26 protein-coding genes are annotated in these 25,000 nt (G+C 36.1%); 18 read left to right on the top strand and 8 right to left on the bottom strand.

Going from position 1 to position 25,000, the window contains the following annotated elements:
* Nucleotides 1–165: 165 nt before the first annotated feature.
* Entirely contained in the window at nt 166–1,536 is a 1,371-nt protein-coding gene (locus NYE52_RS10855; RefSeq protein ID WP_341193071.1) for a dipeptidase, read from the bottom strand.
* Nucleotides 1,537–1,708: 172 nt separating this feature from the next.
* Between NYE52_RS10855 and NYE52_RS10860 the strand changes: the two genes are divergently transcribed.
* Nucleotides 1,709–5,062: a hypothetical protein gene (locus NYE52_RS10860; RefSeq protein WP_341193072.1), complete on the top strand. Its 3,354-nt coding sequence runs from the start codon at nt 1,709–1,711 to the stop codon at nt 5,060–5,062.
* Between the two features lie 31 nt (nt 5,063–5,093).
* Here the strand turns inward: NYE52_RS10860 and NYE52_RS10865 are convergent, their stop codons facing one another.
* The 3 genes from NYE52_RS10865 to NYE52_RS10875 form a co-directional block, all read right to left on the bottom strand.
* Complete coding sequence (locus NYE52_RS10865; RefSeq protein ID WP_341193073.1) at nt 5,094–5,669, bottom strand: class D sortase; 576 nt, start codon at nt 5,667–5,669, stop codon at nt 5,094–5,096.
* Complete coding sequence (locus NYE52_RS10870; protein WP_341193074.1) at nt 5,659–6,600, bottom strand: processed acidic surface protein; 942 nt, start codon at nt 6,598–6,600, stop codon at nt 5,659–5,661. Before NYE52_RS10870 ends, NYE52_RS10865 begins: the two co-directional genes overlap by 11 nt.
* Nucleotides 6,601–6,942: 342 nt before the next feature.
* Nucleotides 6,943–7,488: a pyridoxamine 5'-phosphate oxidase family protein gene (locus NYE52_RS10875; protein WP_341195160.1), complete on the bottom strand. Its 546-nt coding sequence runs from the start codon at nt 7,486–7,488 to the stop codon at nt 6,943–6,945.
* A gap of 104 nt (nt 7,489–7,592) precedes the next feature.
* Between NYE52_RS10875 and pdxR the strand changes: the two genes are divergently transcribed.
* Both pdxR and NYE52_RS10885 read left to right on the top strand, forming a co-directional pair.
* Entirely contained in the window at nt 7,593–8,984 is a 1,392-nt protein-coding gene (pdxR, locus tag NYE52_RS10880) for a MocR-like pyridoxine biosynthesis transcription factor PdxR (RefSeq protein ID WP_341193075.1), read from the top strand.
* Between the two features lie 15 nt (nt 8,985–8,999).
* Nucleotides 9,000–9,635 carry a hypothetical protein gene (locus tag NYE52_RS10885; protein WP_341193076.1) on the top strand — a complete coding sequence of 212 codons (636 nt, stop codon included), beginning with the start codon at nt 9,000–9,002 and terminating at the stop codon, nt 9,633–9,635.
* Here the strand turns inward: NYE52_RS10885 and NYE52_RS10890 are convergent.
* Nucleotides 9,630–10,013, bottom strand: a complete 384-nt coding sequence (locus NYE52_RS10890; protein ID WP_341193077.1) for an Hsp20/alpha crystallin family protein — start codon at nt 10,011–10,013, stop codon at nt 9,630–9,632. The genes NYE52_RS10885 and NYE52_RS10890 overlap by 6 nt on opposite strands.
* A 123-nt stretch (nt 10,014–10,136) precedes the next feature.
* On the opposite strand from NYE52_RS10890, the gene NYE52_RS10895 reads away from it, so the two are divergent.
* The 11 genes from NYE52_RS10895 (at nt 10,137) to NYE52_RS10945 (ending at nt 18,940) form a co-directional block, all read left to right on the top strand.
* Nucleotides 10,137–10,439 (top strand): CPCC family cysteine-rich protein, encoded by a 303-nt coding sequence (locus tag NYE52_RS10895; protein WP_341193078.1) that lies wholly within the window; start codon nt 10,137–10,139, stop codon nt 10,437–10,439.
* Nucleotides 10,440–10,557: 118 nt separating this feature from the next.
* Nucleotides 10,558–10,830, top strand: a complete 273-nt coding sequence (locus NYE52_RS10900; RefSeq protein ID WP_341193079.1) for a spore gernimation protein GerQ — start codon at nt 10,558–10,560, stop codon at nt 10,828–10,830.
* Entirely contained in the window at nt 10,820–11,188 is a 369-nt protein-coding gene (locus NYE52_RS10905) for a spore coat protein (protein WP_341195161.1), read from the top strand. Before NYE52_RS10900 ends, NYE52_RS10905 begins: the two co-directional genes overlap by 11 nt.
* Nucleotides 11,189–11,206: 18 nt before the next feature.
* Nucleotides 11,207–12,343, top strand: coding sequence for a zinc-dependent alcohol dehydrogenase (locus tag NYE52_RS10910; RefSeq protein ID WP_341193080.1), 1,137 nt, complete (start codon nt 11,207–11,209; stop codon nt 12,341–12,343).
* 18 nt (nt 12,344–12,361) lie between these two features.
* The gene (locus NYE52_RS10915) at nt 12,362–12,595 is read left to right on the top strand and encodes a hypothetical protein (RefSeq protein WP_341193081.1); all 234 of its coding nucleotides are present in this window, start codon (nt 12,362–12,364) and stop codon (nt 12,593–12,595) included.
* A complete protein-coding gene (locus tag NYE52_RS10920; protein WP_341193082.1) occupies nt 12,579–12,878 on the top strand; it encodes a spore coat protein in 300 nt (99 codons plus the stop codon). The genes NYE52_RS10915 and NYE52_RS10920 overlap by 17 nt, the downstream gene beginning before the upstream one ends.
* A gap of 339 nt (nt 12,879–13,217) precedes the next feature.
* Nucleotides 13,218–14,228, top strand: a complete 1,011-nt coding sequence (locus NYE52_RS10925; protein ID WP_341193083.1) for a LacI family DNA-binding transcriptional regulator — start codon at nt 13,218–13,220, stop codon at nt 14,226–14,228.
* A 260-nt stretch (nt 14,229–14,488) separates the two neighbouring features.
* A complete protein-coding gene (locus tag NYE52_RS10930; protein ID WP_341193084.1) occupies nt 14,489–15,751 on the top strand; it encodes an ABC transporter substrate-binding protein in 1,263 nt (420 codons plus the stop codon).
* A gap of 163 nt (nt 15,752–15,914) precedes the next feature.
* Nucleotides 15,915–16,754, top strand: a complete 840-nt coding sequence (locus NYE52_RS10935; protein ID WP_341195162.1) for a carbohydrate ABC transporter permease — start codon at nt 15,915–15,917, stop codon at nt 16,752–16,754.
* Entirely contained in the window at nt 16,754–17,584 is an 831-nt protein-coding gene (locus tag NYE52_RS10940) for a carbohydrate ABC transporter permease (protein ID WP_341193085.1), read from the top strand. Before NYE52_RS10935 ends, NYE52_RS10940 begins: the two co-directional genes overlap by 1 nt.
* A gap of 27 nt (nt 17,585–17,611) precedes the next feature.
* Nucleotides 17,612–18,940 carry an alpha-glucosidase/alpha-galactosidase gene (locus NYE52_RS10945; RefSeq protein ID WP_341193086.1) on the top strand — a complete coding sequence of 443 codons (1,329 nt, stop codon included), beginning with the start codon at nt 17,612–17,614 and terminating at the stop codon, nt 18,938–18,940.
* Nucleotides 18,941–19,028: 88 nt separating this feature from the next.
* Here NYE52_RS10945 and NYE52_RS10950 read toward each other — a convergent pair whose 3' ends face one another.
* The 3 genes from NYE52_RS10950 to NYE52_RS10960 form a co-directional block, all read right to left on the bottom strand.
* The gene (locus NYE52_RS10950) at nt 19,029–19,466 is read right to left on the bottom strand and encodes a hypothetical protein (RefSeq protein WP_341193087.1); all 438 of its coding nucleotides are present in this window, start codon (nt 19,464–19,466) and stop codon (nt 19,029–19,031) included.
* A gap of 207 nt (nt 19,467–19,673) precedes the next feature.
* Complete coding sequence (locus NYE52_RS10955; RefSeq protein WP_341193088.1) at nt 19,674–20,030, bottom strand: FlxA-like family protein; 357 nt, start codon at nt 20,028–20,030, stop codon at nt 19,674–19,676.
* Nucleotides 20,031–20,270: 240 nt separating this feature from the next.
* Nucleotides 20,271–20,414: a small acid-soluble spore protein P gene (locus NYE52_RS10960; protein ID WP_341193089.1), complete on the bottom strand. Its 144-nt coding sequence runs from the start codon at nt 20,412–20,414 to the stop codon at nt 20,271–20,273.
* 157 nt (nt 20,415–20,571) lie between these two features.
* Here NYE52_RS10960 and NYE52_RS10965 point away from each other — a divergent pair, with 157 nt between their 5' ends.
* The 4 genes from NYE52_RS10965 to NYE52_RS10980 all read left to right on the top strand — a co-directional run bounded on the left by NYE52_RS10965 (nt 20,572) and on the right by NYE52_RS10980 (nt 24,973).
* Nucleotides 20,572–20,829 carry a hypothetical protein gene (locus NYE52_RS10965; RefSeq protein ID WP_312093958.1) on the top strand — a complete coding sequence of 86 codons (258 nt, stop codon included), beginning with the start codon at nt 20,572–20,574 and terminating at the stop codon, nt 20,827–20,829.
* 219 nt (nt 20,830–21,048) lie between these two features.
* Nucleotides 21,049–23,754: an aconitate hydratase AcnA gene (gene acnA / locus NYE52_RS10970; RefSeq protein ID WP_341193090.1), complete on the top strand. Its 2,706-nt coding sequence runs from the start codon at nt 21,049–21,051 to the stop codon at nt 23,752–23,754.
* A 198-nt stretch (nt 23,755–23,952) separates the two neighbouring features.
* Nucleotides 23,953–24,504 (top strand): GNAT family N-acetyltransferase, encoded by a 552-nt coding sequence (locus NYE52_RS10975; protein ID WP_341193091.1) that lies wholly within the window; start codon nt 23,953–23,955, stop codon nt 24,502–24,504.
* A gap of 79 nt (nt 24,505–24,583) precedes the next feature.
* Entirely contained in the window at nt 24,584–24,973 is a 390-nt protein-coding gene (locus NYE52_RS10980; RefSeq protein WP_341193092.1) for a rhodanese-like domain-containing protein, read from the top strand.
* The last annotated feature ends 27 nt before the right edge of the window (nt 24,974–25,000 follow it).

The following is a 25,000-nucleotide window of genomic DNA, read 5'->3' on the forward strand; positions in this document are numbered from 1 at the left end:
TTCTCCTAGGAAAGTTAGTTGCCATTAGAAGTTACTGAAATAAATAAAAAATGGAGTAGCCTGAATACACGAACTTGGCACTAAGGTTAGATGAGACCTTGGTGGTGAAGTGCATTTAGGCTGCTGATTAATTAGTAAATAATATTAGATGACTTTTGTTGTTCCTTACCAAACTTCTGCAAGCTCAAACCAATAGTGGCAAATGGTTCTTAAGCCTTTATCGTAATTTTCTAAATGGAAATGCTCATTTGGAGCGTGGAAATTTTCATCTGGTAATCCAAAGCCCATTAACACAACTGGCAGGTTTAAAATTTGGTCAAATGCTGCCACGATTGGAATAGAGCCACCACCACGGGTATAGGAAGTTGGCACCTTGTATATTTTTTCATACGCTTTACCAGCTGCTTGAATCGCTTTATGATCGAATGGCGTAACAAAAGGTGTCCCTTTATCAAATAACTGAACCGTCACATCAACGCCTTTTGGTTTATGTGCTTCAATATGTTTCTCTAACAATGCAACAATTTCTTCTGGGTCTTGAGCAGGAACAAGTCTACACGTAATCTTAGCGCTTGCTTCAGAAGGGATAACGGTTTTTACGCCTGTTCCTTGAAATCCACCTTTTATTCCATTGATTTCTAAAGTTGGGCGCACCCAAAGTCGCTCTAATGTAGAAAATCCTTCTTCCCCGAATAGAGTAGGGGAGCCTGTTTGCTCGATGAATGAGTCATCGGAAATTTGTAATGCTTCAAAGGCTTCTTTTTCTTCCTTTGTTAAAGGTGTTACACGATCATAAAATCCTTCTACAGCAATTCCTCCATTTTGATCGTGAAAGCTCGCTAATAGCTCGCTTATGGCAGCAATCGGATTTTGAATCGCGCCTCCAAATAATCCAGAATGAAGATCGCTTTTTGGACCTTTAACATGTATTTCCATGCCGCATAAACCACGAAGACCGTAGCAAATTGTTGGTTTCCCTTGTTCTATCATTCCTGTATCCGAAATAACAATAACATCAGCACCTAGTAGCTCTTTGTTTTCTTCTACAAAAAGAGGCAGAGCAGGACTACCAATTTCCTCTTCTCCTTCAATACAAAATTTGATATTTACAGGAAGAGAGCCTGTTGTCTGTAGTATTGCTTCAATTGCTTTAATATGCATAAAAACCTGACCCTTATCATCACTGGCACCTCTTGCATACAGCTTCTCGTCCCGTATGTCAGGGGAGAAAGGTGCAGTCTCCCATAATTCTACTGGGTCAACAGGCTGTACATCATAATGACCATATACTAATACAGTCGGTTTCCCATCAGCGTGAAGCCAGTCAGCATAAACAACGGGATTTCCATTTGTCTGGTAGATGGTAGCATTCTCTAAACCAGCATTAGTAAGAGCCTGCACTAACCATTCTGCTGTTTTTTGAATATCCTCTTTATGCTCTGGGAGTGCGCTAATACTTTCTAATGATAAAAAGGAAAATAATTCTTCTAAATGATCTTGTCTATTTTCTTTTAAATAATTTTCAATCATTTTCATTTCTTTTTCCTCCATTTATTTCGATATGTAAAATAAATTCGCTCATTTACAAAGAATATCCTTTATTTTTAGAAAATAAAATATATTGAAAAATGATATCATTTGTTGTAAAATTACACTATTGGTTAAAATGGTAAGTAAATGAATAAGTTAGGAAGAAAGGATGCGTATAATGCAAAAGAATACGATTGCTATTTTTAATCGCATTTTGGAAATATTATATTCAAAGCAATACATATCGAACGAAAGCTATTCAGACATAACCGCTGGATTTGAGCGATTTCTAGCGGATGAAGCGAAAAAGGACAGTGTGATTAAGGAAGGGCAAGAAAAGGTAGCTGTAAAAAAAGAGAAGGAAAAGGCACAGCCTGTTAAGCAAAAGAAAAAATATAGTGCCGAACAGCTGCGTGAACGAAATATTGGTGTAATGCTCTACTTAGGGGTAGCTCTATTGCTAATAGGTGGCTTAGTCGTTGCAACAAGTAATTGGGATACCATGCCAGGATGGATGAAAGCAATATCAATCTTTTTTGTTTCGATTTTATTTTTTGGCGTCGGTCTATTATCGAAAAAAGTTATAAAAATCGATCATACAGCATTTGCTTTCTTTCTCCTAGGAAGTCTATTCCTACCAATCGGATTTGTTTCGATTAGTTTTTTTCAGCTAGCAGGAGATTATCTTTCTATGTATGGAGAAGGACGCTTTTTATTAGGCGTAATTGCGGGATTTATATTATTCCCCATTTATGTTGCCTTAGCAATTTATTTAAAGTCTCGTTTATATAAAATACTGACAATTGGGGCAGTATCTGGAACGGTTGCCTTTTTTCTTGCTTTTCTACCATTATCCCAAGATGGATTTTTCTTACTTTTGGTAGTCTATCAATTTATAACGATATATGTTTTATTAAAGCATCAGCAATGGAAATGGATTCAATACTTTCAGACAGAACTAACTGCTATTGTCCAAGTGCAGTTAATCTTAACTGCTTTATTTATGACATTCATGTTTGAGAATAATGTGGTAAATGGATTTTATTATTTGATCATTAGTGCTCTATTTATGATGACAGTAGCGCTAACGAAAAGAAAATATGACCATTTTTACATAACGATCGCGATTTCCTTTGGTCTATATCGAATCTTCACTTCCCCAATTCTCGAAGATTTCCTGCCAATAGCATTTGCTTGTTTTAGTATCATTCTACTCTCTTTTGTATTTATCTTAAAAGGGAAAATGGAATGGGGGAGAGTTTGGGAGTTTACAAGCTTTATCATTGCACTTGGAACATTTATAGTTACCCTTGTTTTTTATGGAGAATTTTTTCTCGACGGAAGCATGTATATTGTGATTGCCTATCTATTCTTAGCAGTTGAATTTGTCCTTTTATCGAAAAGAGTGGCTTATTCCTTAATCCGATATTTGCCGGTAGTATTCTTAAACCTAGTTTTATGGAATATTGCTGTGTTACTTCAGTTAATAAAGGACTTTGACAGTTTATTCCTCGTTATCTATGGAATTAACATTGGGTTATTATTTATGCTCGGAATATTTAATAAGGTAAATTTCTTACAAGATATTAGAAAGCCTTCCGCTATTTATAATGTTGCTTGGATGGCATTTATCACCTTTTTATCAACGGCAATTTTTATTGGGAAGGGCTATATTCCTTTCATGGTAGGGGGAATAACAATCAGCCTGTTTATTGGAAATCGTTTGCTAACAAATAAAAAGTATAAGCAATTGCTTACCTATTTGATTCCGATTTCTCTTTTTGGCGTTTATTTTACGACAGCAGAGGCGATTAGCATTTTTCAAGAGCAAGGACCTCCATTTACGATTGCAATAGGAAGTATACTCACTATACTAACAGGAAGTTTCTATGAAAGAATAGATAAGAAAATGGGGAGTATTAGCTATTTCTTTGGCCAAATCATGTATGGGTTCGGATTGCTTTTAATTTTTGAATATTTCACAATGAACAAATGGGTGACAACAAGCTTGTATGTAGTGGCGATACTCGTTTTTTATGATTTGTATCGAAAAATCAGAAACATCTTCATTACGTGGTTAATTGGTATTGTAAGTTTGCTTAGTTATATTAGCCTTGTCGGTTCCATTTGGGACAGCGGTATATTTCTTTTTGAAACCCTTATGAAATATGGATGGGTTGCACTGTTTATTATTGCATTTGGATTGAAAAATACTTCATTTAAGGTGCCGTTCCTAACGATATCCCATGTGTATATAATAGGAAGTATAGTTATTGATCGTTTATTTATTGGAAATGATTCTTTTCTTCCATTTATCTTTGCGTTTATTGCCTATAGCATAAGTGTGTATTTGGTTGTAAATAAATATGTGAAGATGGTATTCCGATATGGGAGCTATTTATCTAACTATTGCTTTTTAGCAACGATTATCTCTTTTGATTTTGCAGGGGGAAATCCTTATAGTCTTGCCTTTCTAGCACTGTCTATTGTTTTATTTAGCATGTATTTCATAACAAAGAACAAGGCAGAGCTTCTGTACTTTTTCTTACCATTTAGTGTTCTAGGGATTATTTCTTGGTTATTTGCCTTACCATTTACGTTCGGTACATATTTTATAATCCTCCTTTATATTATGCTTGTGTTGCTTGTGATTCATTTGGAGAAACTCCATCTTTTCTCCCTTGGTGGAGTTGTGTTGCTGCTTATTAACAATGAAATACTCCTATACGCGAAGGAGTTTATGCCATTTGATCGTTATTTATTTACTTGCATATGGGCAGTAGTGTTTATGTTTATAAGTTCGACTGTTTACACTTCCATTTCGAAATGGAAGCAAGACGGGGAGAGGTGGATTGATTTTTATCTGGTTGGAAGTATCGTCTCTACTTTATCCTTATATGGAATAGAAACAACCTTTAAATGGGATTTGGTAGTACCAGGCTTATTTCTCACCCTTCTTGCTTTTATGCAGATTAAAAGAGTGGAAAAAGAAATCGAATGTATTCCTAAGCTTGTAAGTATGTTTTTATTGCTAGTTCCTTATTATTCCTTCCTCACGATTATTTCGATCCAGGAATATATTGTGACAGAGTTAGTTGTATTACCATGGATTATCATGTTAATTGGCACGAAGAAGATAATAAGTAAGCTGATGATATTAAGTTATGTGGAATGGGGATTTGTCATTATCGTTGCTCTTATATTAGCAATCGATGGATATCTTTCTCATACAATCTATGACGCGATTATCTTAGGTGGGCTTGCTGTTATTTCTATCCTATCAGGGTTTTATTTCCGCTATAAATCCTATTTCTTTGTTGGGATTGGTGTATTGGTTCTCAATGTATTGTTACAGACAAGACCGTATTGGGGGAATTTCCCATGGTGGGTGTATTTATTAATTGCAGGATCCATTCTCATTGCCATAGCAAGTGTTTATGAAATGCAAAAGCAAGGGAAGCAACCGAAAGCTGTTTCGAAATTTATTGAATGGAAAAATAGATTACTGGTATTTTTAAAAACTTGGAAATAAATGAATGGCCTGGACGCTTAGCGTTCAGGCCTTATTTATTTGCTAAATCGATTGTTTTTATTAATTCAGCTGTTACAATATAGCGCTTTGGTGCATTTCCGATATAGGAAAAAGGATAACAAGTAGTTAGGGTAAGGATGGGTCTGGATTTTGGACTTAGAATGGTAGTATCGTTTGAAGCTACAATAGAAAACTTTGTAATTTTATATTCATAATCTTTATCTGTTGTTTCAAGAATCAGTGAATCGTTCTTTTTTAACTCCTTTAGAAATTTAAAAAAAGTATCACGATGTCCTGAAAGTACCACATTATTGTTTTCCCCAGGCAAAGCGCTCTTTCGGTAGTGACCCACGCCTTTTTCTAAAATTTTTGCACTTGTCCCTTCGTAAACAGGAATCGTATTGTTTTTATTCGGGACAATAATTGCTCCAATTTTTTCCCCTGCATGTACCTGTCGTAATTTGGATAAATCCATTATTCTGTTTGGATGAAGAACGGGTTGCTTTGTGATGCTATTAATGGTCCAATAGCTGGTAAGAGTATAGAGAACCATAAACAAGCCTATCGAAAGACAGGAGATTCCAATCATCTTCCTTTTATTTTTCATACGATGCTTTCTTAAAGGTTAAGAATATGCCGACTAGTAGTAGCATATAACCAATGCATAAGATGACAGGTAGTGGAGATGCTGTATTTGGAAGCTGGGCTGCATAAAGAGTAGCTAATCCTTCTGTTACTTCTGTTAGTTCTACCATTTTATTTACTGCTTCTACCGATAAAACTATTTCTGGCGCCACAACTGCATCGCCAATTAATCTGTCATTTTTATCATATAATTCGATTGCAACCGTTGTATCTAACTTCTGTTTCATTAAGTCTTGTAATGCAAGTTCTTTTCTTTTCCCATTATCATCAATACTAATTAAGACTGGTTTCATCGCCGTTGTTGTAAAGAAATCTTGCCAAAAATGATTTAATGCTTCATTGTCTTTGGCGCTTAGCCCGCTTTCCTTATCCATTGTTTGAAATCCAGTTAATTGCTCTTTCCATTCCTCCACTTTTGATGCAAGCAAGGTAGGGTTTTGCTTATTTAAATGTGCATAAAATTGCTGCTTTTCTGTATCATCAAACCCAATATTTTCAAGAAACTCTTCTAATTGAATCATTTTGTCTTCATGATTTTTATAAAAATCAATGGCAACTTCTAAATCTTCTAAAAACCAGAAATCCTCAACCGATTCATGGAATCCTGCCAATAAAATATCCAATTCTTCTCTTGTCATAGAATTTTGATTTAGCAGCTTTTCAAGGTTTGTAGGAGTGATAGGGGTACCAAGCTGCTTTTCCAATAGATGTATATTATCAAAATCTTCCACATTTAATCCCTTAAATGTTAAATATTCTTCTAAATCATCTGTAGTCCAGCCGAGTTTATTAGCTAAGGTCTCTACTTCCTTATCACTTGGAGAAGCACAAACAGGTGAAACTTGCATGCATACTCCTAAGAAGAGAAGTAGAGAAGAAAGAAATTTTTTCATAAACAAATCCACCTCCACCATTTATTGGTAGTGTTTGTCAATTTATGAAAATAATACGTGGATAAGAAAATTTAGTTAGGAGATGGGAAGGGAAGATGAGATGAATGATTGGAGGTGGGGTGGATATAATCCGAAAATAAGATATATGATCCAAAGTGGAGAGGATATAATCCAAAAATAAGATATATGATCCAAAACAGATATATAATCCAAAACCAAAAAAACAACTCCCCAAAACGTAACAGAAGGATCGCCTTCATCAGCGATCCAACTCAAAGAATAAGCGTATTATAAAGCAAAGGCTCCTACAACAATTAGGATCTCCATCCATGCCCAAACTCCTTACAAATCCATCTTAATGGTTCTTCCAGGTGTAAATTTAACCGTTTCATTCAATTTATTTTCTTTTGCCGTGATGGCAGAAGGGGTAATTTTGTAAATGGCTGTTTTACTCCCAAGTGTTGACACATATTTTTCTAGATGGGATTTAGCGAGTGGTTTCTCATAATATCCAGGGACGTATTTGTTTAGCATAGCCTGCATGACATCCCGGCCTTCATCCATATTCTCTAGTAGTGTGGCTTTCCCAAATATGATTACACTCATATAGGCAGTATCTACTTTTGCTGGAATTGGGTTGCTCATTACGCCTCTTTCTTCGCTGATAGTAAAGCAAGCATGGTTATTTTTTTGGATAATCCGTGTTTTTCTTCCTTCATTTGCGCCGTGAAAGTATAGGCAATCATGGAACCAAACAAAGTTTAATGGGATAACATAAGGAACATGGTCATCCACTAATCCAAGATGACCTATATTTGTTTTATGTAAAAAATCATTTATTTTCTGTTTATCCGTTACTTTCATTGTTGATTGTCGCATGCCATTCATCCCTTTCATATATTGTTCCTTCATTTTAAAATAAAAATAGTCATTTCAATAGGAACAGTTTAAGATAATTTTATAGGTACAAAGGGAAAGGAAGGGGGAATAATGTGAATATAGCTATTCATTTGCATAAAGATAGTAAAGAGCCCGTATATATGCAGCTGTATCATTATTTTAAAACAGAAATTTTATCAGGGAAGATAGAAGCGGGGACAAAGCTTCCATCGATTCGTTATTTAGCTAGTGTCTTGCAGATTAGTAAAAATACGGTTATTGATGCCTATCAACAATTATGGACGGAAGGGTATGTGGAGAGTAAAGAGAAAAGTGGCTATACGGTTGTTGCCTTACCTAGTTATGAATATACGACGACACAGAAGAAAAAGGCAGAAGAACCTCAAGTGGAGCACGCAAGCTATTCTTTAGATTTTCATTATGGGGATATTGATGGGCATAATTTTCCTATAAACGCGTGGAAGAAGACGATGAAATCTGTAATGGAAGACAATCCGTCTAATTGGGTGAAGTATGGCAATAAGCAAGGAGAATTATCATTAAGAGAAGAGTTGGTTGGATATTTGTATCGTTCCCGTGGGATAAAGACGACTGCTAATAATCTTGTTATTACGGCAGGAACTGAACATTTAATTCATCTTGTTCTATCTCTTATGGATGAAAAAGCATTATGTGTCGGGATGGAAGAGCCAGGATATAATGGAGTGCGAAATGTATTTAAGGAAAGAGGGGTTCCCATCCAACCAATTCCGGTGTTAGAAGAGGATGGACATGACTTATCCGCGCTTTTCAACAGTGATTGTAATTTGGCTTATGTTACGCCATCGCATCAATTTCCGATTGGAAAGATTATGCCGATAACTAAACGTATTGAGCTGTTAAAATGGGCAGAAAAAAGGGACGGGTTTATTTTAGAGGATGATTATGACAGCGAATTTCGATTTCAAGGGTCTCCCATTCCGAGTATGAAAGCCATTGATCAACAGGACAGAGTTATATATTTGGGGACATTTTCAAAGGCGTTTATGCCATCGTTACGAATTAGCTATATGATTTTACCAGATGTGTTGCTTGAAAAATGGAACGGACGAAGTAAAATGGACTCACAATCAAGCTCTCCCCTTTTACAGCAGGCGTTAGCTAGATTTATACAAAATGGTGAATTTGAACGACATATTAAGCGTATGCGCAAGGTGTATGAAAGAAAGTATGCGATTTTAACACAATGTTTAAAGAGGTATATGGGAGAAAAAGTGGAAGTAATAGGTGAAAAGGCTGGTCTGCATCTAGTCATCCGAGTCCCATCCAAAACAGACGAAAGCTGTATTATGGAGGCAAAACGGATAGGGATTAAAATATATTCAACGAAACCATATTATACAGAGAAAAAAACTTGCTATCCCCTTCTGCTTGGTTTTGGGGGATTAGAGGAAAAGGAAATTGAAGAGGGAATTCAGCACTTATCACGTGCATGGTTTATATAAGGGAGGAGAATAGTTTTGGTATCGGTAATGACTTTTATTATTGGGATTATAGTGGCATTTATTACATTCTTTCTATTGGACAACTATTTTTCATATCCCACAATGTTGAATATATTCATTTGTTATATTCTTGTTCTCATCATTATGTACATAACAGCATTGGTTCACATTAATACAACGAGAAATATAAAAAAATTGGATAAGCTATTTAAAAAAAATAAAAAGCATCCCTACTACAGTTTTATCTATGGGATAAGCAATAAAGACGATAAAAGAGTGATTGCAAGTTATCGAAAATTAATCAAGCAGAAAAAATATCAATCCCAATATCCTCTGTTTACGATTATATTTTCTCTTTACTTTGATAAAACATTAGGTCTAAAAGAAGAAGTAGAGAAAATAAAACAGCCTGAAAGCAGAGATTATTATCAAACACTTGTTTTCATTAAAGAAAATAACCTAGAAGAAGCTGAAAAGCTCGTGAAAAAGATAAAGAAAAAATGGATGAAAGAAGCACTATTAGCGGAAATCACTTTAATAAAAGGAGAAGGAGAAATGGCGAAAAAGCATGCTAAAAGTGCTTTAAAGCATACGAAAGGTATTCAGTATTATACGTTGAAAAAAACATATGAAAGAGAATTTTCCTTATAAAAATTGAATCGGTATCTTAGCCGATTGCAAACCGTTTTGCTGCTTTGCTTTTTTAATGAAAATCTCAAGAATTTGATTCGTGTATACAGCATGAATGGGATTTTGTGTAATAGGAATCGGAAAATTAATCGTTCTCTGCTTTTCCTCGCGAGCATTTGAATCTGAAAGAATTGCCTTAATGATTAGGAGATTTTTTTCAACATATATGTGAATATCGCAAGGATTGCAGTTTGGTAATAAAGCTTCGACAATATATTCCTTTTCTGTTTCATACACATCAATCCGAAATTCTCTTTCATCAAGTACGGAAGTCAGTGGATCAAGAAAATGATTTTTAAGCCATTCATCCATTAAATGAAGCCAGTTATCGTCATTCATATAGAGTCCTCCTTAGTATATATAGCATATTCTTGATTTATATAATGGTGACATTATTTATCTGAAAAAAATTGGAGAGAAACGAAATCTAGGTTCATTTTTTTATACAAAAGAGGTAATTACATGACAGCAAATTTACATACATGTCCCTGTTGTGGATATAAGACATTGAATGAACGAAATTCCTGGGAAATTTGTACGATATGTAAGTGGGAAGATGATGAGCTGCAATTCCTTGAGCCAGATCTTGGCGGTAGAGCAAATGATGAATCCTTAAGAGAAGCGCAAAAGAATTTTAAAGCGATTGGCATATGTTCAAAAAACTTAATTCATTGGAAAAATAACACCGATATAAATTATGAGAAGGATAAGCATTTCAAGCCTTTGGATCAAGGACGAATAATAGGATTAGAAACTGACAATTGATAGTTGAATTGTCAGTTTTTTTATAAAAAAAAGGAACCGTTAAATATTACTAGCAAAATGAATCTTGAATAAGGGGAAAATACAGGAGTATGTCATCTTAATTGAGGAGGTATTTAGCATGGATTCATTAAAATTGGCTCCACATGAATCATTAGACTTACATGAAGTGATTAATTTCAAGACACTTTGTATCGCTAAATCAAAGCTAATGCAAGGACTCGTTTTTGATCGAGATTTAAAAAATTTAATGCAAAAAGATGTAGATCAGTCGATTCAAGCACTTGCAGAATTACGGGAAATATATAAGAGAGCACCATTTGAAACGGCTGTCCCACAAAGCAGACCAACTCCAATTATTGGGGGAGAGGATGTGGCATACAGTGAACAATGACTATCAAGATCCGATTAATGCATTGAATATGCCAGAGCTTGCTGACACAACGTTAGCAACAGATTATCTTATTCGTGCAAAGGAGGGGGTAAGAAATTTAGCAGCTGCGCTAACAGAAACAACATCCCCAGATTTAAGAATCCTTTTGCGAAAGCAGCTAAAGCAAGCAATTCAAATGCATCAAGAAATAACCGATTTGATGATCGCAAAAAAATGGTTTCATCCTCATGATTTAAGGGAGCAATATCAATTAGATCAGCTTTCTGCCAAAAATACGATGATGATAGGGAGTATGAATCTATTTACTGGTGAAACAAATCGAAAAGGGATGTTTGATCGGACACCTGATGTACATTAAACATGGAGGTTATATCGTATGAAAGCAGTAACATATCAAGGTATTAAAAATGTGGAAGTAAAGGAAGTGGAAGATCCCAAAATTCTAAAAGCTGATGACATGATCATTAAAGTTACTAGTACAGCTATTTGTGGATCAGATTTGCATTTAATCCATGGAATGATTCCGAATTTAGAGGAAAACTACGTGATTGGGCATGAACCAATGGGGATTGTGGAAGAGGTTGGACCTGGTGTAACGAAATTAAAAAAAGGGGATCGAGTAATCATTCCTTTTAATATTGCTTGTGGAGAATGTCAGTACTGTAAAAATAATTTGGAGAGTCAGTGTGATAATTCCAATGATAATGGTGACATGGGTGCTTATTTTGGCTATTCAGGAAATACGGGTGGTTATCCAGGGGGGCAAGCAGAGTATCTAAGGGTGCCTTTTGCAAATTTCACACATTTTAAAATTCCTGAAACCTGTGAGGAGCCAGATGAAAAACTAAGTGTTATTGCGGATGCGATGACAACAGGCTTTTGGAGTGTAGATAATGCAGGGGTAAAACAAGGTGATACAGTTATTGTGTTTGGCTGTGGACCAGTTGGACTTTTCTCCCAAAAGTTTGCATGGCTAAAAGGAGCAAAGCGTGTGATTGCAGTAGATTACATTGATTATCGCCTGCAACATGCAAAACGGACGAATAAGGTAGAAATCGTTAATTTTGAACAGCATGAAAACGTCGGAAGCTATTTAAAGGAAATCACAAAAGGTGGCGCAGATGTTGTTATTGATGCTGTTGGTATGGATGGTAAAATGAATGATCTAGAATTTCTAGCTAGTGGTATGAAGCTTCAAGGAGGAACGATGAGTGCCCTTGTCATGGCCGCACAAGCAGTTCGTAAATGTGGAACCATCCAAATTTCTGGTGTTTACGGTGGCAGATATAATGGTTTTCCATTAGGGGATATCATGCAACGTAATGTCAATATTCGCTCTGGACAAGCTCCTGTCATTCATTATATGCCATATATGTTTGAACTAGTTTCCACTGGAAAAATTGATCCTGGCGATGTAGTTAGTCATGTTTTACCACTTAGCGAAGCTAAACATGGCTATGAAATTTTTGATACGAAAACAGATAATTGCATTAAAGTTGTATTAAAACCATAACGAAGGAAGGGAAAGAAGATGGATTATTGTTTACATGAAGTGTTAGAAGTACAAGAACTGGCTAGTTTTAAAACAATTTGTTTGACAAAATCGAAAACAATGCGTGCCCTCGTATCAGACCCGCAGCTTAAAGAGATGATGATGCAAGATGTTGACATTTCAACAAGACAACTGCAGGAATTCTCCTCTATCTTATCGAAAGCTAAACAGATGGAAGGCTTAGGGGGAAGAAACAATGAATTCGATAATTGAATATTTAACTGGAATGGATGCATTAACAGATCAAATGATTGCAACAGACCTATTGATATCGGTCAAAAGTGGAATAAGAAATTATTCAATGGCGATTACGGAGGCGGGTAATCCTGAGATTAAGGAGATACTCGGTCGTCATTTGGAAGAAGCACTTGATATGCATGAAAAGCTGTCGGTGTATATGGCTGAAAAAGGATGGTATCATGCTTTTGACCCAGATGAACAAATCAATCTTCATTTGAAAAATATTGATACAGCGTTAAATCTACCTACATTATGAGCGAAAAAAAGGAATTGTTTGAAAGGAACAGTTCCTTTTTTTGTCGGAAAAATAGAGTGTAGGAGCGTTATTCCAGTTGTTTTGCAAGAATGGAAGGGGCTAACAGCAAAGAATTTTTCTGAAGATATTTACTGAAAATTTTACTAATTTAAAACCAATTTGGTTAAATAAGTCCTGATGTAAAGGTATTTTCATAGGCATGAATTTTTAGAAAAAATAATTTTCTTATTGTAAGCCTTTACATTAGGTGTTATTATACGTATATGCCAGGTAATATTATTTGTGATTTAAAGAAAAGTTTTACTGGATTTAAAAGAAAAAGAAGAGGGTTTAATTAAAATGGCAACTATTAAAGAAATTGCGGATAAGTCAAATGTATCTACATCAACCGTTTCACGGGTATTAAATAACGATCATACGCTTACCGTTCAGGCAGAAACAAGGGAACGAATTCTTCGGGTTGCCAAAGAGCTAGGATATGAAACAATTCTAGAAAGAAGGTTAAAGCAAAGACAGCTAACTTCAAAGCAAGTCGGGATTATCCTTACCCAATCATTGGATGAAGAAATCAGCGATCCCTATTTTCTATCTATCCGTCAAGGGATTGAAATGGAACTTGCAAGTAATGGAATCAACACAGCTACATTTCGATTACATGAAACAGAAGGCAACCAAATGATGGAAGGGCTAGACGGTCTAATTGTCGTAGGAAGAGTGAAAGAGACAACGCTGAAAACAATTAGTCAAGTGGATAATGTTGTTTACATAAACCATTCCCCAAATGAAGATCTATATGATTCTGTCGTGATTAATTTTGAACGGGCGACGGAAAAGGCGTTAAATCACTTGATAAGTATAGGGTACACACGGATTGGATACATCGGGGGGAAGGAAATGGAGCATATGAAAAATAAGAGGCTGATTTCTGAAGATAAACGCCTTACCACCTTTGAACGGTTCATGAAGGAGAGAGACTTATTTGACACAAAGGCTGTCTTTATTGGGGAATATACAATGGCACAGGGATATAAGTTGATGAAAAAGGCCATTCAATCAACTAAGCTTCCCGAAGCATTTTTTATCGGTAGTGATCCAATGGCGATAGGGGCTTTAAGAGCTTTACAAGAAGCTAATCTACATGTTCCAAACGATGTAGCTATTATTAGTTTTGATGATATTGAAGCTGCAAAATTTGCGAGTACACCATTGACCACAATTAGAGTACATACGAGGGAGATGGGAAGTACTGGGGTAAAGCTTTTACTAGACCGTTTAAACGGCAGGGAACTTCCAATGACGATTACACTTCCAACAGAATTGGTGATTAGGGAAAGCTGTAGAGGGAAATAAAAAGGAATTCTATTAAAGGAGGTGATGTGCAAATTAGTAATGGTTCGTATTTTGTAAACTAGATAGCCCTCCTAGCACCAAATACTTGATGCTAGGTTAAAAAGTGACTGCCATCACTGGGCAAAAAACGGATAACTCCACCAATGTAAGGGAGCTTATTTCCATTATATAGTTGCTCCCAGAAACCAGCAAGTGAACAAACTCGAAATTTAGGTGAAAGTACCTAGTGTTTTCAAAATGAATTTTTAGGGGGCGTTTTTATGAAAAAGCTTTTAATGACGGTGGTCATTGCTGTTGCATTGACGACGATTGCAACTGGATGCAGTAAAGCTTCAGGTGGTAGTGGAGAAAATGGTAAGACGGTTGTTACACTTTATTCAACAATGACAAATGAAGCAGATAAACTTACTCTTCAAAATGTCGTTGAAAAATTCGAAAAAGAAAATCCAGATATTGATATTAAAGAAAATTATCCGGCCGATGGTTATGAAGGAATGCTTCGTGTCAAAATGGCTGCCAATGATATGCCAGACTTATTTGATACCCATGGATGGGCGATTCATCGTTACGGGGAGTATGTAGAGGATTTAAAAGATATGGACTGGGTGAAAGATCTAGATCCAGCACTTAATCAAATTTTACTAGATGAGAGCGGTAAAGTTTACGCATATCCTCTTAATCAGGCAAAGGATGGACTTACATATAATGCGACTCTTTTAGAAGAGTATGGAATCACGCCGCCAAGTACATTTGATGAATTTATGGCAGCACTTGAAACAATAAAGGAAAAAGGAAAAGGCGAAGTAACTCCTCTATGGTTTGCTGGGTCTGATAAATCAGCATTTGGCCAGTATTTTGATCAATTTTCTACCCCTTTATTAATTACAGGGGAGAAAAACTTCCAGAAGGAGTTGCTGGACGGTACGTTTGATTGGTCCAATTATACCTATTTACCAGAGAAATTAAAGGAAATGCAAGACAAAGGATTACTTAATGAGGATGTTTTGACCGCTCAAAATCACCAAATGGTAGACTTGATGGCACAAAATAAAATTGCCTTTATTGTCGGTGGCGGTATGCTTGGACCATCTGTGGAAGAATTAAATCCAGATGTAAAGCTTGGCATCATTCCAATGCCTGTAATTGAAGAAGGTGATGAGCCAAGCTGGATTGGTGGAGAACGTCATACATTAGCTGTTTGGAAGGATTCTAAAGTAAAAGAGGAAGTAAAGAAATTCCTAGAATTTATCTCTCAGCCAGAGATAGTGAAAGAGATTGCAGAGGGTACATCACTTCCAGCAGGCTTGACGAATACGGACTCTAAAAACTATTACTCTGACGATTACGAAAAGTATAAGGATATAAAAGTGGAGCCATATTTCGATCGTGTGTATTTACCAAGCGGCATGTGGGATCCAATGGGTGCTACAGGCCAGGAATTATTATCGGGAACAATGACACCAGATGAAGTTTCAGAAAAGATGGAAGTAGAATATAAGCGATTGTTAGAACAAAAGAATTAGTTTTCGGTAGGAGGGAATAAAGTTATCAGTCTCGCCTCTCAAATTGATATTTTAGGAGATGGTTACTTTGATAAAAGTAGAGACAAAAAGGCAGCCGAATACCAACGCTTCTCTAAATGTGAAAAGGAATCGTAAAAAGAAGCGGGAATCTTCCCTTTGGTGGATGTATCTACCAGCTCTTGCTGCCATCTGTTTTTTCATCTTTTATCCTTTTTTAAATGGAATCAAAATTTCTTTTACAAACTGGAATGGATTTTCTCAAACCTATGATTATGTTGGGTTTAAACAGTATTCGCGGATGTTGAAGGATCCGGATACATGGCTGGTTGTAAAAAATACCCTACTATATGGGATCGGTAGTACTGTATTACAGAATGTAATTGGTCTTGGATATGCACTTTTACTGAATCAAAGCATTCGCTTTAAGAATTTTACCAGGACAGTGGTGTATTTGCCGGTTATTATTAGTCCACTGATCATGGGGTATATCTTTTACTTCTTCTTTGCCTTCCAAGGAGGAGCACTGAATGATCTCCTTGTATTTCTAGGTCTTGATAAAATTAATGCATTAGCAGACCCGAAACTTAATATTTGGTTGATTGTTTTCGTTAACACCTTCCAGTTTGTCGGTATTGCTATGATTATTTACTTGGCTGGATTACAAAGTATTTCAAAAGATTATTACGAAGCGGTCCAAATTGATGGAGCATCTAGTTTTCAACAATTTAAAAATATCACTTTGCCAATGTTAATGCCATCCATCACCATCAATATGGTTATCAACATTATTGGTGGGTTGAAATTGTTCGATGTGATTATCTCCCTTACAGGCGGAGGTCCAGGTTATGCTTCTCAATCTATGTCTACGTTTATGTATGACCTATATTTTAACCGTCAAGATGCGGGCTATGCCGCAACACAAGGGGTGTTTATGGCGATCATCATTTTAATCCTAAGCTTAGCGGCGCTTGTATACTTCAAACGAAAGGAGATTGAGGCGTAATGGACTATATGAATAAAAAGAAAAAATGGCTTCTCTCAGTAGTAACACTTATGGTCGCAGCCTTTCACTTAATCCCTTTCTATATATTGATTACGACTGCGCTAAAGGAGAGGGGAGATTTCAGCTCGAAATGGGCTTTTCCAAAGGTGATGAATTTCCGGAACTTTACAGAGGCTTGGGAAATGGCGAGTCTTGGGAGTGCACTTTGGAATACGATGATTATCACCTTTGTGAGTGCTTTATTACTGATAATATTTGGCTCTTTAGCAGCGTATCCATTAGCTAGGAGGCAAACAAAGCTAAATAAAGTGGTTTTTATGTTCTTTATCGCAGTAATGGTGATTCCACCTTTAACTGCATTAGTACCATTATATAAGCTTGTGGTTGACATTGGAATGATGAATACCCTTGAAATTGCCATCTTGAATAATGTCGCTTCATTCCTGCCATTAACCATTTTCTTGTATTCGGGCTTTATCCGCTCGACCATTCCTAAAGAATTAGAAGAAGCAGCAAAAATCGATGGAGCTAGTACACTGGGCATCTTTTTCCGGATTGTATTCCCATTGTTAAAGCCGGTTACTGCATCTATTTTAATCATTGCATGTGTATTTATTTGGAACGACTATCAATTCGCTATCTTCTTCCTGCAAGCAGAAGAAGTGAAGACCATTACGGTTGCATTAGCAGGATTCTTTGGAGAAAATGCTAACCGAATGAATCTTGTTGCTGCGGCAGCGATTATGGCTGTTCTACCAATGGTTGTATTGTTCCTATTATTGCAAAAGCACTTTGTTAAAGGATTAGCATCTGGTTCAGTTAAAGGATAAATTGAAGAAAGTTTGGGAGGAGTTACTATGTCTAAAATTACATTTCTTGGTGCAGGAAGTACGGTATTTGCGAAAAATGTTTTAGGTGATTGCATGTTTGTTGACGCATTAGATGATTTTGAATTTGCGTTATTTGATATTGATAAACAGCGTTTAGAGGATTCTGAACAAATGCTGAATAATTTAAAGGAAAGCCTTGGAAAAAATATTCAAATTAAAGCATATACAGATCGGAAAGAATCCTTGAGAGGAGCAAAATATGTAATTAACGCGATTCAAGTAGGGGGCTATAAGCCGAGTACAGTAATTGATTTTGAGATACCGAAAAAGTATGGCTTAAGACAAACCATTGCGGATACAGTTGGAATCGGGGGGATATTCCGAAACTTAAGAACGATTCCCGTTATGCTTGATTTTGCAAAAGACATGGAAGAGGTTTGTCCTGATGCCTTATTCATGAATTATACCAATCCAATGGCGGTGTTGACAGGCGTCATGAATCGTTTTACATCTATTAAAACGATTGGCCTATGTCATAGTGTGCAAGTATGTACAAAGGACTTATTTGAAGCATTGGGGATGGATCGAACTGGTGTAAAGGAGAAAATTGCCGGAATCAACCACATGGCTTGGCTCCTTGAAGTAAGTAAGGATGGTGTTGATTTATATCCTGAAATTAAGAGAAGAGCTCGCGAATTACAAAAAACAAAGCATGGTGATATGGTTCGTTTTGAATTGATGGATAAATTTGGTTATTATATAACAGAATCATCTGAGCATAATGCAGAATATCACCCATACTTTATTAAATCTCGCTATCCTGAATTAATTGAGCGTTTCCATATTCCGTTAGATGAATATCCGCGTCGCTGTGAAAAACAAATCAATGATTGGGTAGCGATGCGAGAGGATTTAGTAAACAATAAGTCGTTGAATCATGTACGTTCTCGTGAATACGGTTCCCATATCATTGAGGCGATTGAAACGGACGTTCCCTTTAAATTTGGCGGTAATGTTTTAAATACAGGAAGACTGATCAGTAATCTACCTGAGAAAGCTTGTGTCGAGGTGCCATGTATTGCCGATCGTAGTGGAATTACTCCAACCTATGTAGGTGATCTTCCTGAGCAGCTTGCAGCATTAAACCGCACTAATATTAATACGCAATTGCTGACCATTGAAGCGGCAATGACGTTGAAAAAAGAATATATTTATCAAGCTGCCATGCTTGACCCTCATACAGCTGCTGAATTATCAATGGATGACATTATCTCCTTATGTGATGATTTAATCGAAGCACATGGTGACTGGCTGCCGAATTTTAATAGTGAAACTAGCATTGTTGTTACAAAATAGATTTTTCCATGTGATCTATGAAAGAGACCGTATTCTTTATATATGAAATCGGTCTCTTTTCTTTTTGATGCTTTAGAGGAATATGGTTTTATTTTTCATGGCGAAGAATTTTTAAATGTAATGGTAAAAATACAAAGAATACTAAAATAAAGACAGGGATTGAGTACCACGTCTTCCAGCCTTTGTTCTCCATGTAACCAGATAGTACAGCACCCCATTCTAAAAAAAAGGATAGAAATACCCACATCCATTTATAGAGGATAGATTTGTTTTGAATCAAAAAATTCAGATAAATCAAGCCGATTGCTGGAGGAATAATCGTCACAAAAAGATAGTCAATTATGTACGTATTAGGAGAGGGGCCAAGTTGAAAGGCTTTAAAAACATCTCCTACTAGTATATCTCCAAGCCATGTGCCAAAGCCAAGTATACCTAAACTAAAATACATTTCTCTTAAATGTAGTTTTTTCGGCATAAATAGGACAATAAGCAGAAAAATGATGATGAGAGTATAGGGATACCACATTTATTATCCACGCTTCTTTCGTTGAAAAATTCATAATATAGCTATACATTTCCCTTGCAGAATTAGTGTTATACAACTGTCGAAAAATTTTACAATAGATAAAGGCCCGACTCAACAGAAGTGGGCTTTATCTATAAGTATATTTATTTGTCCATAAAATGAATTGGATGCGGTCTTTACAACATCTTTATACATTGAAAATGTTATCTAGTTCTGATCGTTTTCCGTTTCTTTTTTTGAATCCTGGAATAAAGAATATGCTTCCCTACTAATGAGCACATTATCTTGCTGTATTTTTGAAACCGAATTGGAACTACTTGCCTCTGATTTTTGATTCTGGAGTGCTTGAATCTGTTCTTCTATTTCAGCGATCTGCTTTTTTAGCTGTTCAATTTGTTTTTCTCTTTCTTCTTCTTGAATCGTTTCATTTTGCTCAATTTGTGTTTGTTGTGATTGTAATTGCTGTTTTTGACTTTCTAATGCTTTCATTTGATTTGTTACATCGGAGGAACGATTGCTTGTGCTAATGGATCCTGCTGTTGTACTTGAAATAGAATTAATCATGGTATATATTTTCCTTCCTACTAAATAATGATTAATTATAGGAAAGCTTCCTTAATTTTACCTTAAGTATTAAATAGAAACTTCGATAAACGGAAATGATTGCTTATCTATTAACAAAATTTTTTATCACATATTATAAAAAATAGCCCAACTCATCGATTGAGAAGGGCAATTTTAATAACAAGAAATAGAAAAAGTGAAAATACTAAATTAGATGAAAAATGGATGTAACTTATTTTCTTACATATCGTGATGGCTGTTATGCTTTTGTCTCGTATGATTACGGTTCTTCACTTTTTTGCTACCACTAAGAGGCTCGGGCTGACCAGATTGATTACCTTTTGGTGCGTTTCTGCGCATATCTTTGCTATCATTTTTGTTCATATTTGTTTTCTCTCCTTTGTTTTTTTCATGAAGAGGTATTACAGCACTTACCTTTATAGAATGGTTTTTTCAGCTCTCATTTATACCGCATATTTTTATGATTCTCTGCACAACTTATTGGTAAGCAACATGAATATAATTGCAGGAGGATAAGAATATGCCTTATCATAGTAATAAACAAGAAGCGTTTCAAGATGCACAACGAAATATGTATGAAACACAAAATCTATATCAAGATATAGTAAAAGATTCCGCTAACTATGGACATCAACTAAAGCATTTGAAACAAGAAATAAATGAAACCTACCAACAAATAGAAAATGCTTTAGAAGTAGCGTCTGAGCATCAAAGGGAACAATTAGAAAGCTTTCAAAAGGATTTAAAAAGTATTGTTGACGAAGTAAACGAAATCTGAAATAGAAGACCATCTGAAAGTTTATCTTTTCGATGGTCTATTTTTTTGCAAGAAATGATAGTCGATAAGAAAAACTTATCGTATTTGATAACTTTCTTATTATTTACTTATCATTATCCTTGTATTAAAATTATAGATGGTAAATAGATAATAGAGAGTTCAAATTATTCGACTATTTTTCTATTTTTGGTATATGATTACAATGAGGGGGTAATACATATGGCAAAAGATTTTTATAATGCCCGCCAATCGTTTGAAGTGGGTGGGAAGCGTTATCACTACTATCAATTAGCAGCTTTAGAAAAGAAGGGAATCGGTAAAGTATCGAAATTGCCGTATTCTATCAAAGTTTTACTAGAATCTGTTTTACGACAAATGGATGATTTTGTCATCAAAAAAGAGCATGTAGAAAACCTCGCAAAATGGGGAACGAACGAGGTTCAGGAAATTGATGTTCCATTTAAACCTTCTAGGGTAATCCTCCAAGACTTTACAGGAGTTCCTGCAGTTGTTGACCTTGCTTCCTTACGAAAAGCAATGGCTGACTTAGGCGGAGATCCTAGTAAAATTAATCCAGAGAAACCAGTTGATTTAGTTATTGACCACAGTGTTCAGGTTGATAAATACGGAACTCCGGATGCGTTAAAAGCAAATATGGAATTAGAATTTGAAAGAAATGCAGAAAGATATCAATTCTTAAGCTGGGCACAAAAGGCATTTGATAATTATCGTGCCGTACCACCAGCAACTGGTATCGTTCACCAAGTGAATTTAGAATATTTAGCAAATGTAGTACATGTAAATGAAACAGCTGAAGGCGAATACGAAACATTCCCAGATACATTAGTAGGTACTGATTCTCATACAACGATGATCAACGGTATCGGTGTTCTTGGCTGGGGTGTTGGTGGTATTGAAGCAGAAGCAGGTATGTTAGGACAACCTTCTTATTTCCCAGTACCAGAAGTAGTAGGGGTAAAACTTGTTGGGGAAATGCCAAACGGTTCTACTGCTACAGACCTTGCTTTAAAAGTAACGCAAGTGCTTCGTGCAAAAGGAGTAGTAGGAAAGTTTGTTGAATTCTACGGACCTGGTGTGCCACAATTACCACTTGCAGACCGTGCGACAATTGCGAATATGGCACCAGAATATGGAGCAACATGTGGATTCTTCCCAGTTGACAAGGAATCTTTATCCTATATGCGTCTAACTGGGCGTTCTGAAGAACAAATTAATGTTGTAGAAGCATATTGCAAAGCAAATGGTTTATTCTTCGATCCGAACTTAGAACCGGTTTATACAGATGTAGTAGAGATAAACCTAGCTGAAATTGAGCCAAATCTATCTGGTCCAAAAAGACCTCAAGATTTAATTCCACTTTCTAAATTGAAAGAGGTATTCAATGAATCAGTAACGGCACCAGAAGGAAACCAAGGTTTCGGTTTAAAAGCAGACGAATTCGATAAAGAAGTAGTTGTTGATTTTGCAAATGGAGATTCAACTACAATGAAAACCGGCTCTGTTGCAATTGCCGCAATCACAAGCTGTACGAATACATCCAATCCATATGTATTAGTTGGTGCAGGATTAGTTGCGAAAAAAGCAGTAGAAAAGGGAATGGAAGTACCAAAATTTGTGAAGACATCTTTAGCACCAGGTTCTAAGGTTGTTACTGGTTATTTAAGAGATTCTGGTCTACTGCCATATTTGGAGCAAATTGGATTTAACCTTGTAGGTTATGGATGTACTACATGTATCGGAAACTCAGGTCCGCTTAAAGAAGAAATCGAAAAAGCTATTTCAGATTCAGATTTACTTGTGACAAGTGTGTTATCTGGTAACCGTAACTTTGAAGGCCGCATTCATCCGCTTGTAAAAGCAAACTACTTAGCTTCACCACCATTAGTTGTTGCTTATGCACTTGCTGGAACAGTGGATATTGACCTACAAAAAGAACCGATTGGAAAAGATAAAGATGGTAACGATGTATTCTTTAAGGACATTTGGCCATCTACAGAAGAAGTAAACGAACTAGTTCATCGTACAGTTACACCTGAACTGTTTAATAAAGAATATGATAGAGTATTTGATGATAATGAGCGTTGGAATGAGATTCAAACGAGCAGCGATTCATTATATAGCTTTGATGATACTTCTACTTATATTCAAAACCCACCGTTCTTTGAAGGGTTAAAACCTGATCCTGAACAAGTACTACCATTAAAAGGCTTGCGAGTTGTAGGGAAGTTCGGCGACTCTGTAACGACTGACCATATCTCTCCTGCTGGAGCAATTGGAGTTAATACTCCAGCTGGTAAGTACTTAAAAGATAATGGTGTAGCGCCACGTGATTTCAACTCATACGGTTCTCGTCGTGGTAACCACGAAGTAATGATGAGAGGAACATTTGCGAATATTCGTATTCGTAACCAAATTGCTCCAGGTACAGAAGGTGGATTCACTACTTACTGGCCAACTGGTGAAGTAACCTCCATTTATGATGCATGTATGAAGTACAAAGATGAAGGAACTGGCTTAATGGTTATTGCAGGCAAAGATTACGGAATGGGTTCATCTCGTGACTGGGCTGCGAAAGGAACAAACCTATTAGGTATTAAAACAGTTATCGCAGAAAGCTTTGAGAGAATTCACCGTTCTAACTTAGTGTTAATGGGAGTACTTCCATTACAATTTAAAGAAGGCGAAAATGCTGAAAGCTTAGGGTTAACAGGAAAAGAAACATTTAATGTTTATGTGGACGAAACTGTTAAGCCACGTGATTTCCTAGAAGTAACAGCAACTACAGAAGATGGTAAGAAAATTACCTTTGAAGCATTAGTGCGCTTTGACTCTGAAGTAGAAATTGATTACTATCGCCATGGTGGAATCTTGCCAATGGTATTGCGTGATAAATTAAAGAATTAATAGATTAAGAGAGCTCTTTCTATAAAGTTGACAATTATTCTCTAGCTTTGGGTACTTGAAATCCTCAATAGCTAGAGGAAATGTCTCTTTTTAGAGAGAGTTTTTTGATTATGCTACTTTCAATAATGTTATTTACGAATAGAAGTTTTTTTATCTCACAATAGAATGAACACAAACTTTAAAGGAGAATACTATTCCATGAAAATAACTCCCAGCCATTTTGAGGTAAATGGACTACGTTATACAATAAGATCTGCAGAAGAAAAAGACGCTGATCAGTTGTCACAGGTTAGGATGCAAATAGATGGAGAAACACACTTCTTAGACCGGGAACCTGGAGAGGGGATATTATCTCCAATCGAATTTAAACAACTGATTCGGACAGATATAGAAGGTGCGAATCGACTGTTTTTACTGGCTGAAACAGAAGTAGGGCAAATCATTGCTTTTTCACGATGCGAAGGAACTAATCTAATGCGTCTTAAACATAAAGTTGAATTTGGTATTGGTGTTTTAAAAGACTATTGGGGATATAAAATTGGATCACAGTTACTTGGAGCATCTGTTAACTGGGCTTCTGAAAACAAACTTACAAAAATGACACTATCTGTAATCGAAACAAATGACAAGGCGATTACATTATATAAACGATTCGGCTTTGAAGTGGAAGGGATATTAAAAAAAGATAAACGATTGGAAAACGGAGAATACTATTCTACCATTGTAATGTCACGATTCTTGTCTAAGTAAAAAAAAGAATCGGTTTATTAGTAAATTTAGGCGAATTTTGTTACTATGGAAATGTTAGATAATAAAAGGAGTGATGAAAATGGCATTAACTTTTGGTCAATTAGTAGAAGAAGCAAGAAAGAATGTAGCTGGAATTTCATCTGTTGAAGCAAAAAAGAAAATCGAAGAAAATCCAAACACTTACATAATTGATGTACAAGATGCGGCAGATGCAGGAGCATGTGGTTTAATTCCAAGCTCTGTTAATATCTCATTAGGAATGCTTCCAATTCGTGCTGATCTGGAATTACCAGAAGAATTAAGAGATCCAGAATTAGCGGATCGTAACCGCCCTGTTCTTGTTACATGTGGTCTTGGTGGACAAGCATCACTTGGTGCGTACTTATTAAAACAAATGGGCTTTACAGACGTAGCATTCATCGAAGGTGGAACTACTGCATGGAAAAAAGAAGGCTTTGAAACGGTATAAGTAGAAAAGCTGAAAAGAAACTGCCGA

Origin of the sequence: Niallia sp. FSL W8-0635 (assembly GCF_038007965.1) — a bacterium.
In the GTDB taxonomy this organism is placed as follows: Bacteria; Bacillota; Bacilli; order Bacillales; family Cytobacillaceae; genus Niallia.

Excerpts from the sequence above, each read along its gene's own strand:
- NYE52_RS10855 (WP_341193071.1), bottom strand. The coding sequence starts at position 1,536 with ATGAAAATGATTGAAAATTATTTAAAAGAAAATAGACAAGATCATTTA.
- NYE52_RS10860 (WP_341193072.1), top strand. The coding sequence starts at position 1,709 with ATGCAAAAGAATACGATTGCTATTTTTAATCGCATTTTGGAAATATTA.
- NYE52_RS10865 (WP_341193073.1), bottom strand. The coding sequence starts at position 5,669 with ATGAAAAATAAAAGGAAGATGATTGGAATCTCCTGTCTTTCGATAGGC.
- NYE52_RS10870 (WP_341193074.1), bottom strand. The coding sequence starts at position 6,600 with ATGAAAAAATTTCTTTCTTCTCTACTTCTCTTCTTAGGAGTATGCATG.
- NYE52_RS10875 (WP_341195160.1), bottom strand. The coding sequence starts at position 7,488 with ATGAATGGCATGCGACAATCAACAATGAAAGTAACGGATAAACAGAAA.
- NYE52_RS10890 (WP_341193077.1), bottom strand. The coding sequence starts at position 10,013 with ATGAATGACGATAACTGGCTTCATTTAATGGATGAATGGCTTAAAAAT.
- NYE52_RS10895 (WP_341193078.1), top strand. The coding sequence starts at position 10,137 with ATGACAGCAAATTTACATACATGTCCCTGTTGTGGATATAAGACATTG.
- NYE52_RS10900 (WP_341193079.1), top strand. The coding sequence starts at position 10,558 with ATGGATTCATTAAAATTGGCTCCACATGAATCATTAGACTTACATGAA.
- NYE52_RS10910 (WP_341193080.1), top strand. The coding sequence starts at position 11,207 with ATGAAAGCAGTAACATATCAAGGTATTAAAAATGTGGAAGTAAAGGAA.
- NYE52_RS10915 (WP_341193081.1), top strand. The coding sequence starts at position 12,362 with ATGGATTATTGTTTACATGAAGTGTTAGAAGTACAAGAACTGGCTAGT.
- NYE52_RS10920 (WP_341193082.1), top strand. The coding sequence starts at position 12,579 with ATGAATTCGATAATTGAATATTTAACTGGAATGGATGCATTAACAGAT.
- NYE52_RS10925 (WP_341193083.1), top strand. The coding sequence starts at position 13,218 with ATGGCAACTATTAAAGAAATTGCGGATAAGTCAAATGTATCTACATCA.
- NYE52_RS10930 (WP_341193084.1), top strand. The coding sequence starts at position 14,489 with ATGAAAAAGCTTTTAATGACGGTGGTCATTGCTGTTGCATTGACGACG.
- NYE52_RS10935 (WP_341195162.1), top strand. The coding sequence starts at position 15,915 with ATGTATCTACCAGCTCTTGCTGCCATCTGTTTTTTCATCTTTTATCCT.
- NYE52_RS10940 (WP_341193085.1), top strand. The coding sequence starts at position 16,754 with ATGGACTATATGAATAAAAAGAAAAAATGGCTTCTCTCAGTAGTAACA.
- NYE52_RS10945 (WP_341193086.1), top strand. The coding sequence starts at position 17,612 with ATGTCTAAAATTACATTTCTTGGTGCAGGAAGTACGGTATTTGCGAAA.
- NYE52_RS10950 (WP_341193087.1), bottom strand. The coding sequence starts at position 19,466 with ATGTGGTATCCCTATACTCTCATCATCATTTTTCTGCTTATTGTCCTA.
- NYE52_RS10955 (WP_341193088.1), bottom strand. The coding sequence starts at position 20,030 with ATGATTAATTCTATTTCAAGTACAACAGCAGGATCCATTAGCACAAGC.
- NYE52_RS10960 (WP_341193089.1), bottom strand. The coding sequence starts at position 20,414 with ATGAACAAAAATGATAGCAAAGATATGCGCAGAAACGCACCAAAAGGT.
- NYE52_RS10965 (WP_312093958.1), top strand. The coding sequence starts at position 20,572 with ATGCCTTATCATAGTAATAAACAAGAAGCGTTTCAAGATGCACAACGA.
- acnA (WP_341193090.1), top strand. The coding sequence starts at position 21,049 with ATGGCAAAAGATTTTTATAATGCCCGCCAATCGTTTGAAGTGGGTGGG.
- NYE52_RS10975 (WP_341193091.1), top strand. The coding sequence starts at position 23,953 with ATGAAAATAACTCCCAGCCATTTTGAGGTAAATGGACTACGTTATACA.
- NYE52_RS10980 (WP_341193092.1), top strand. The coding sequence starts at position 24,584 with ATGGCATTAACTTTTGGTCAATTAGTAGAAGAAGCAAGAAAGAATGTA.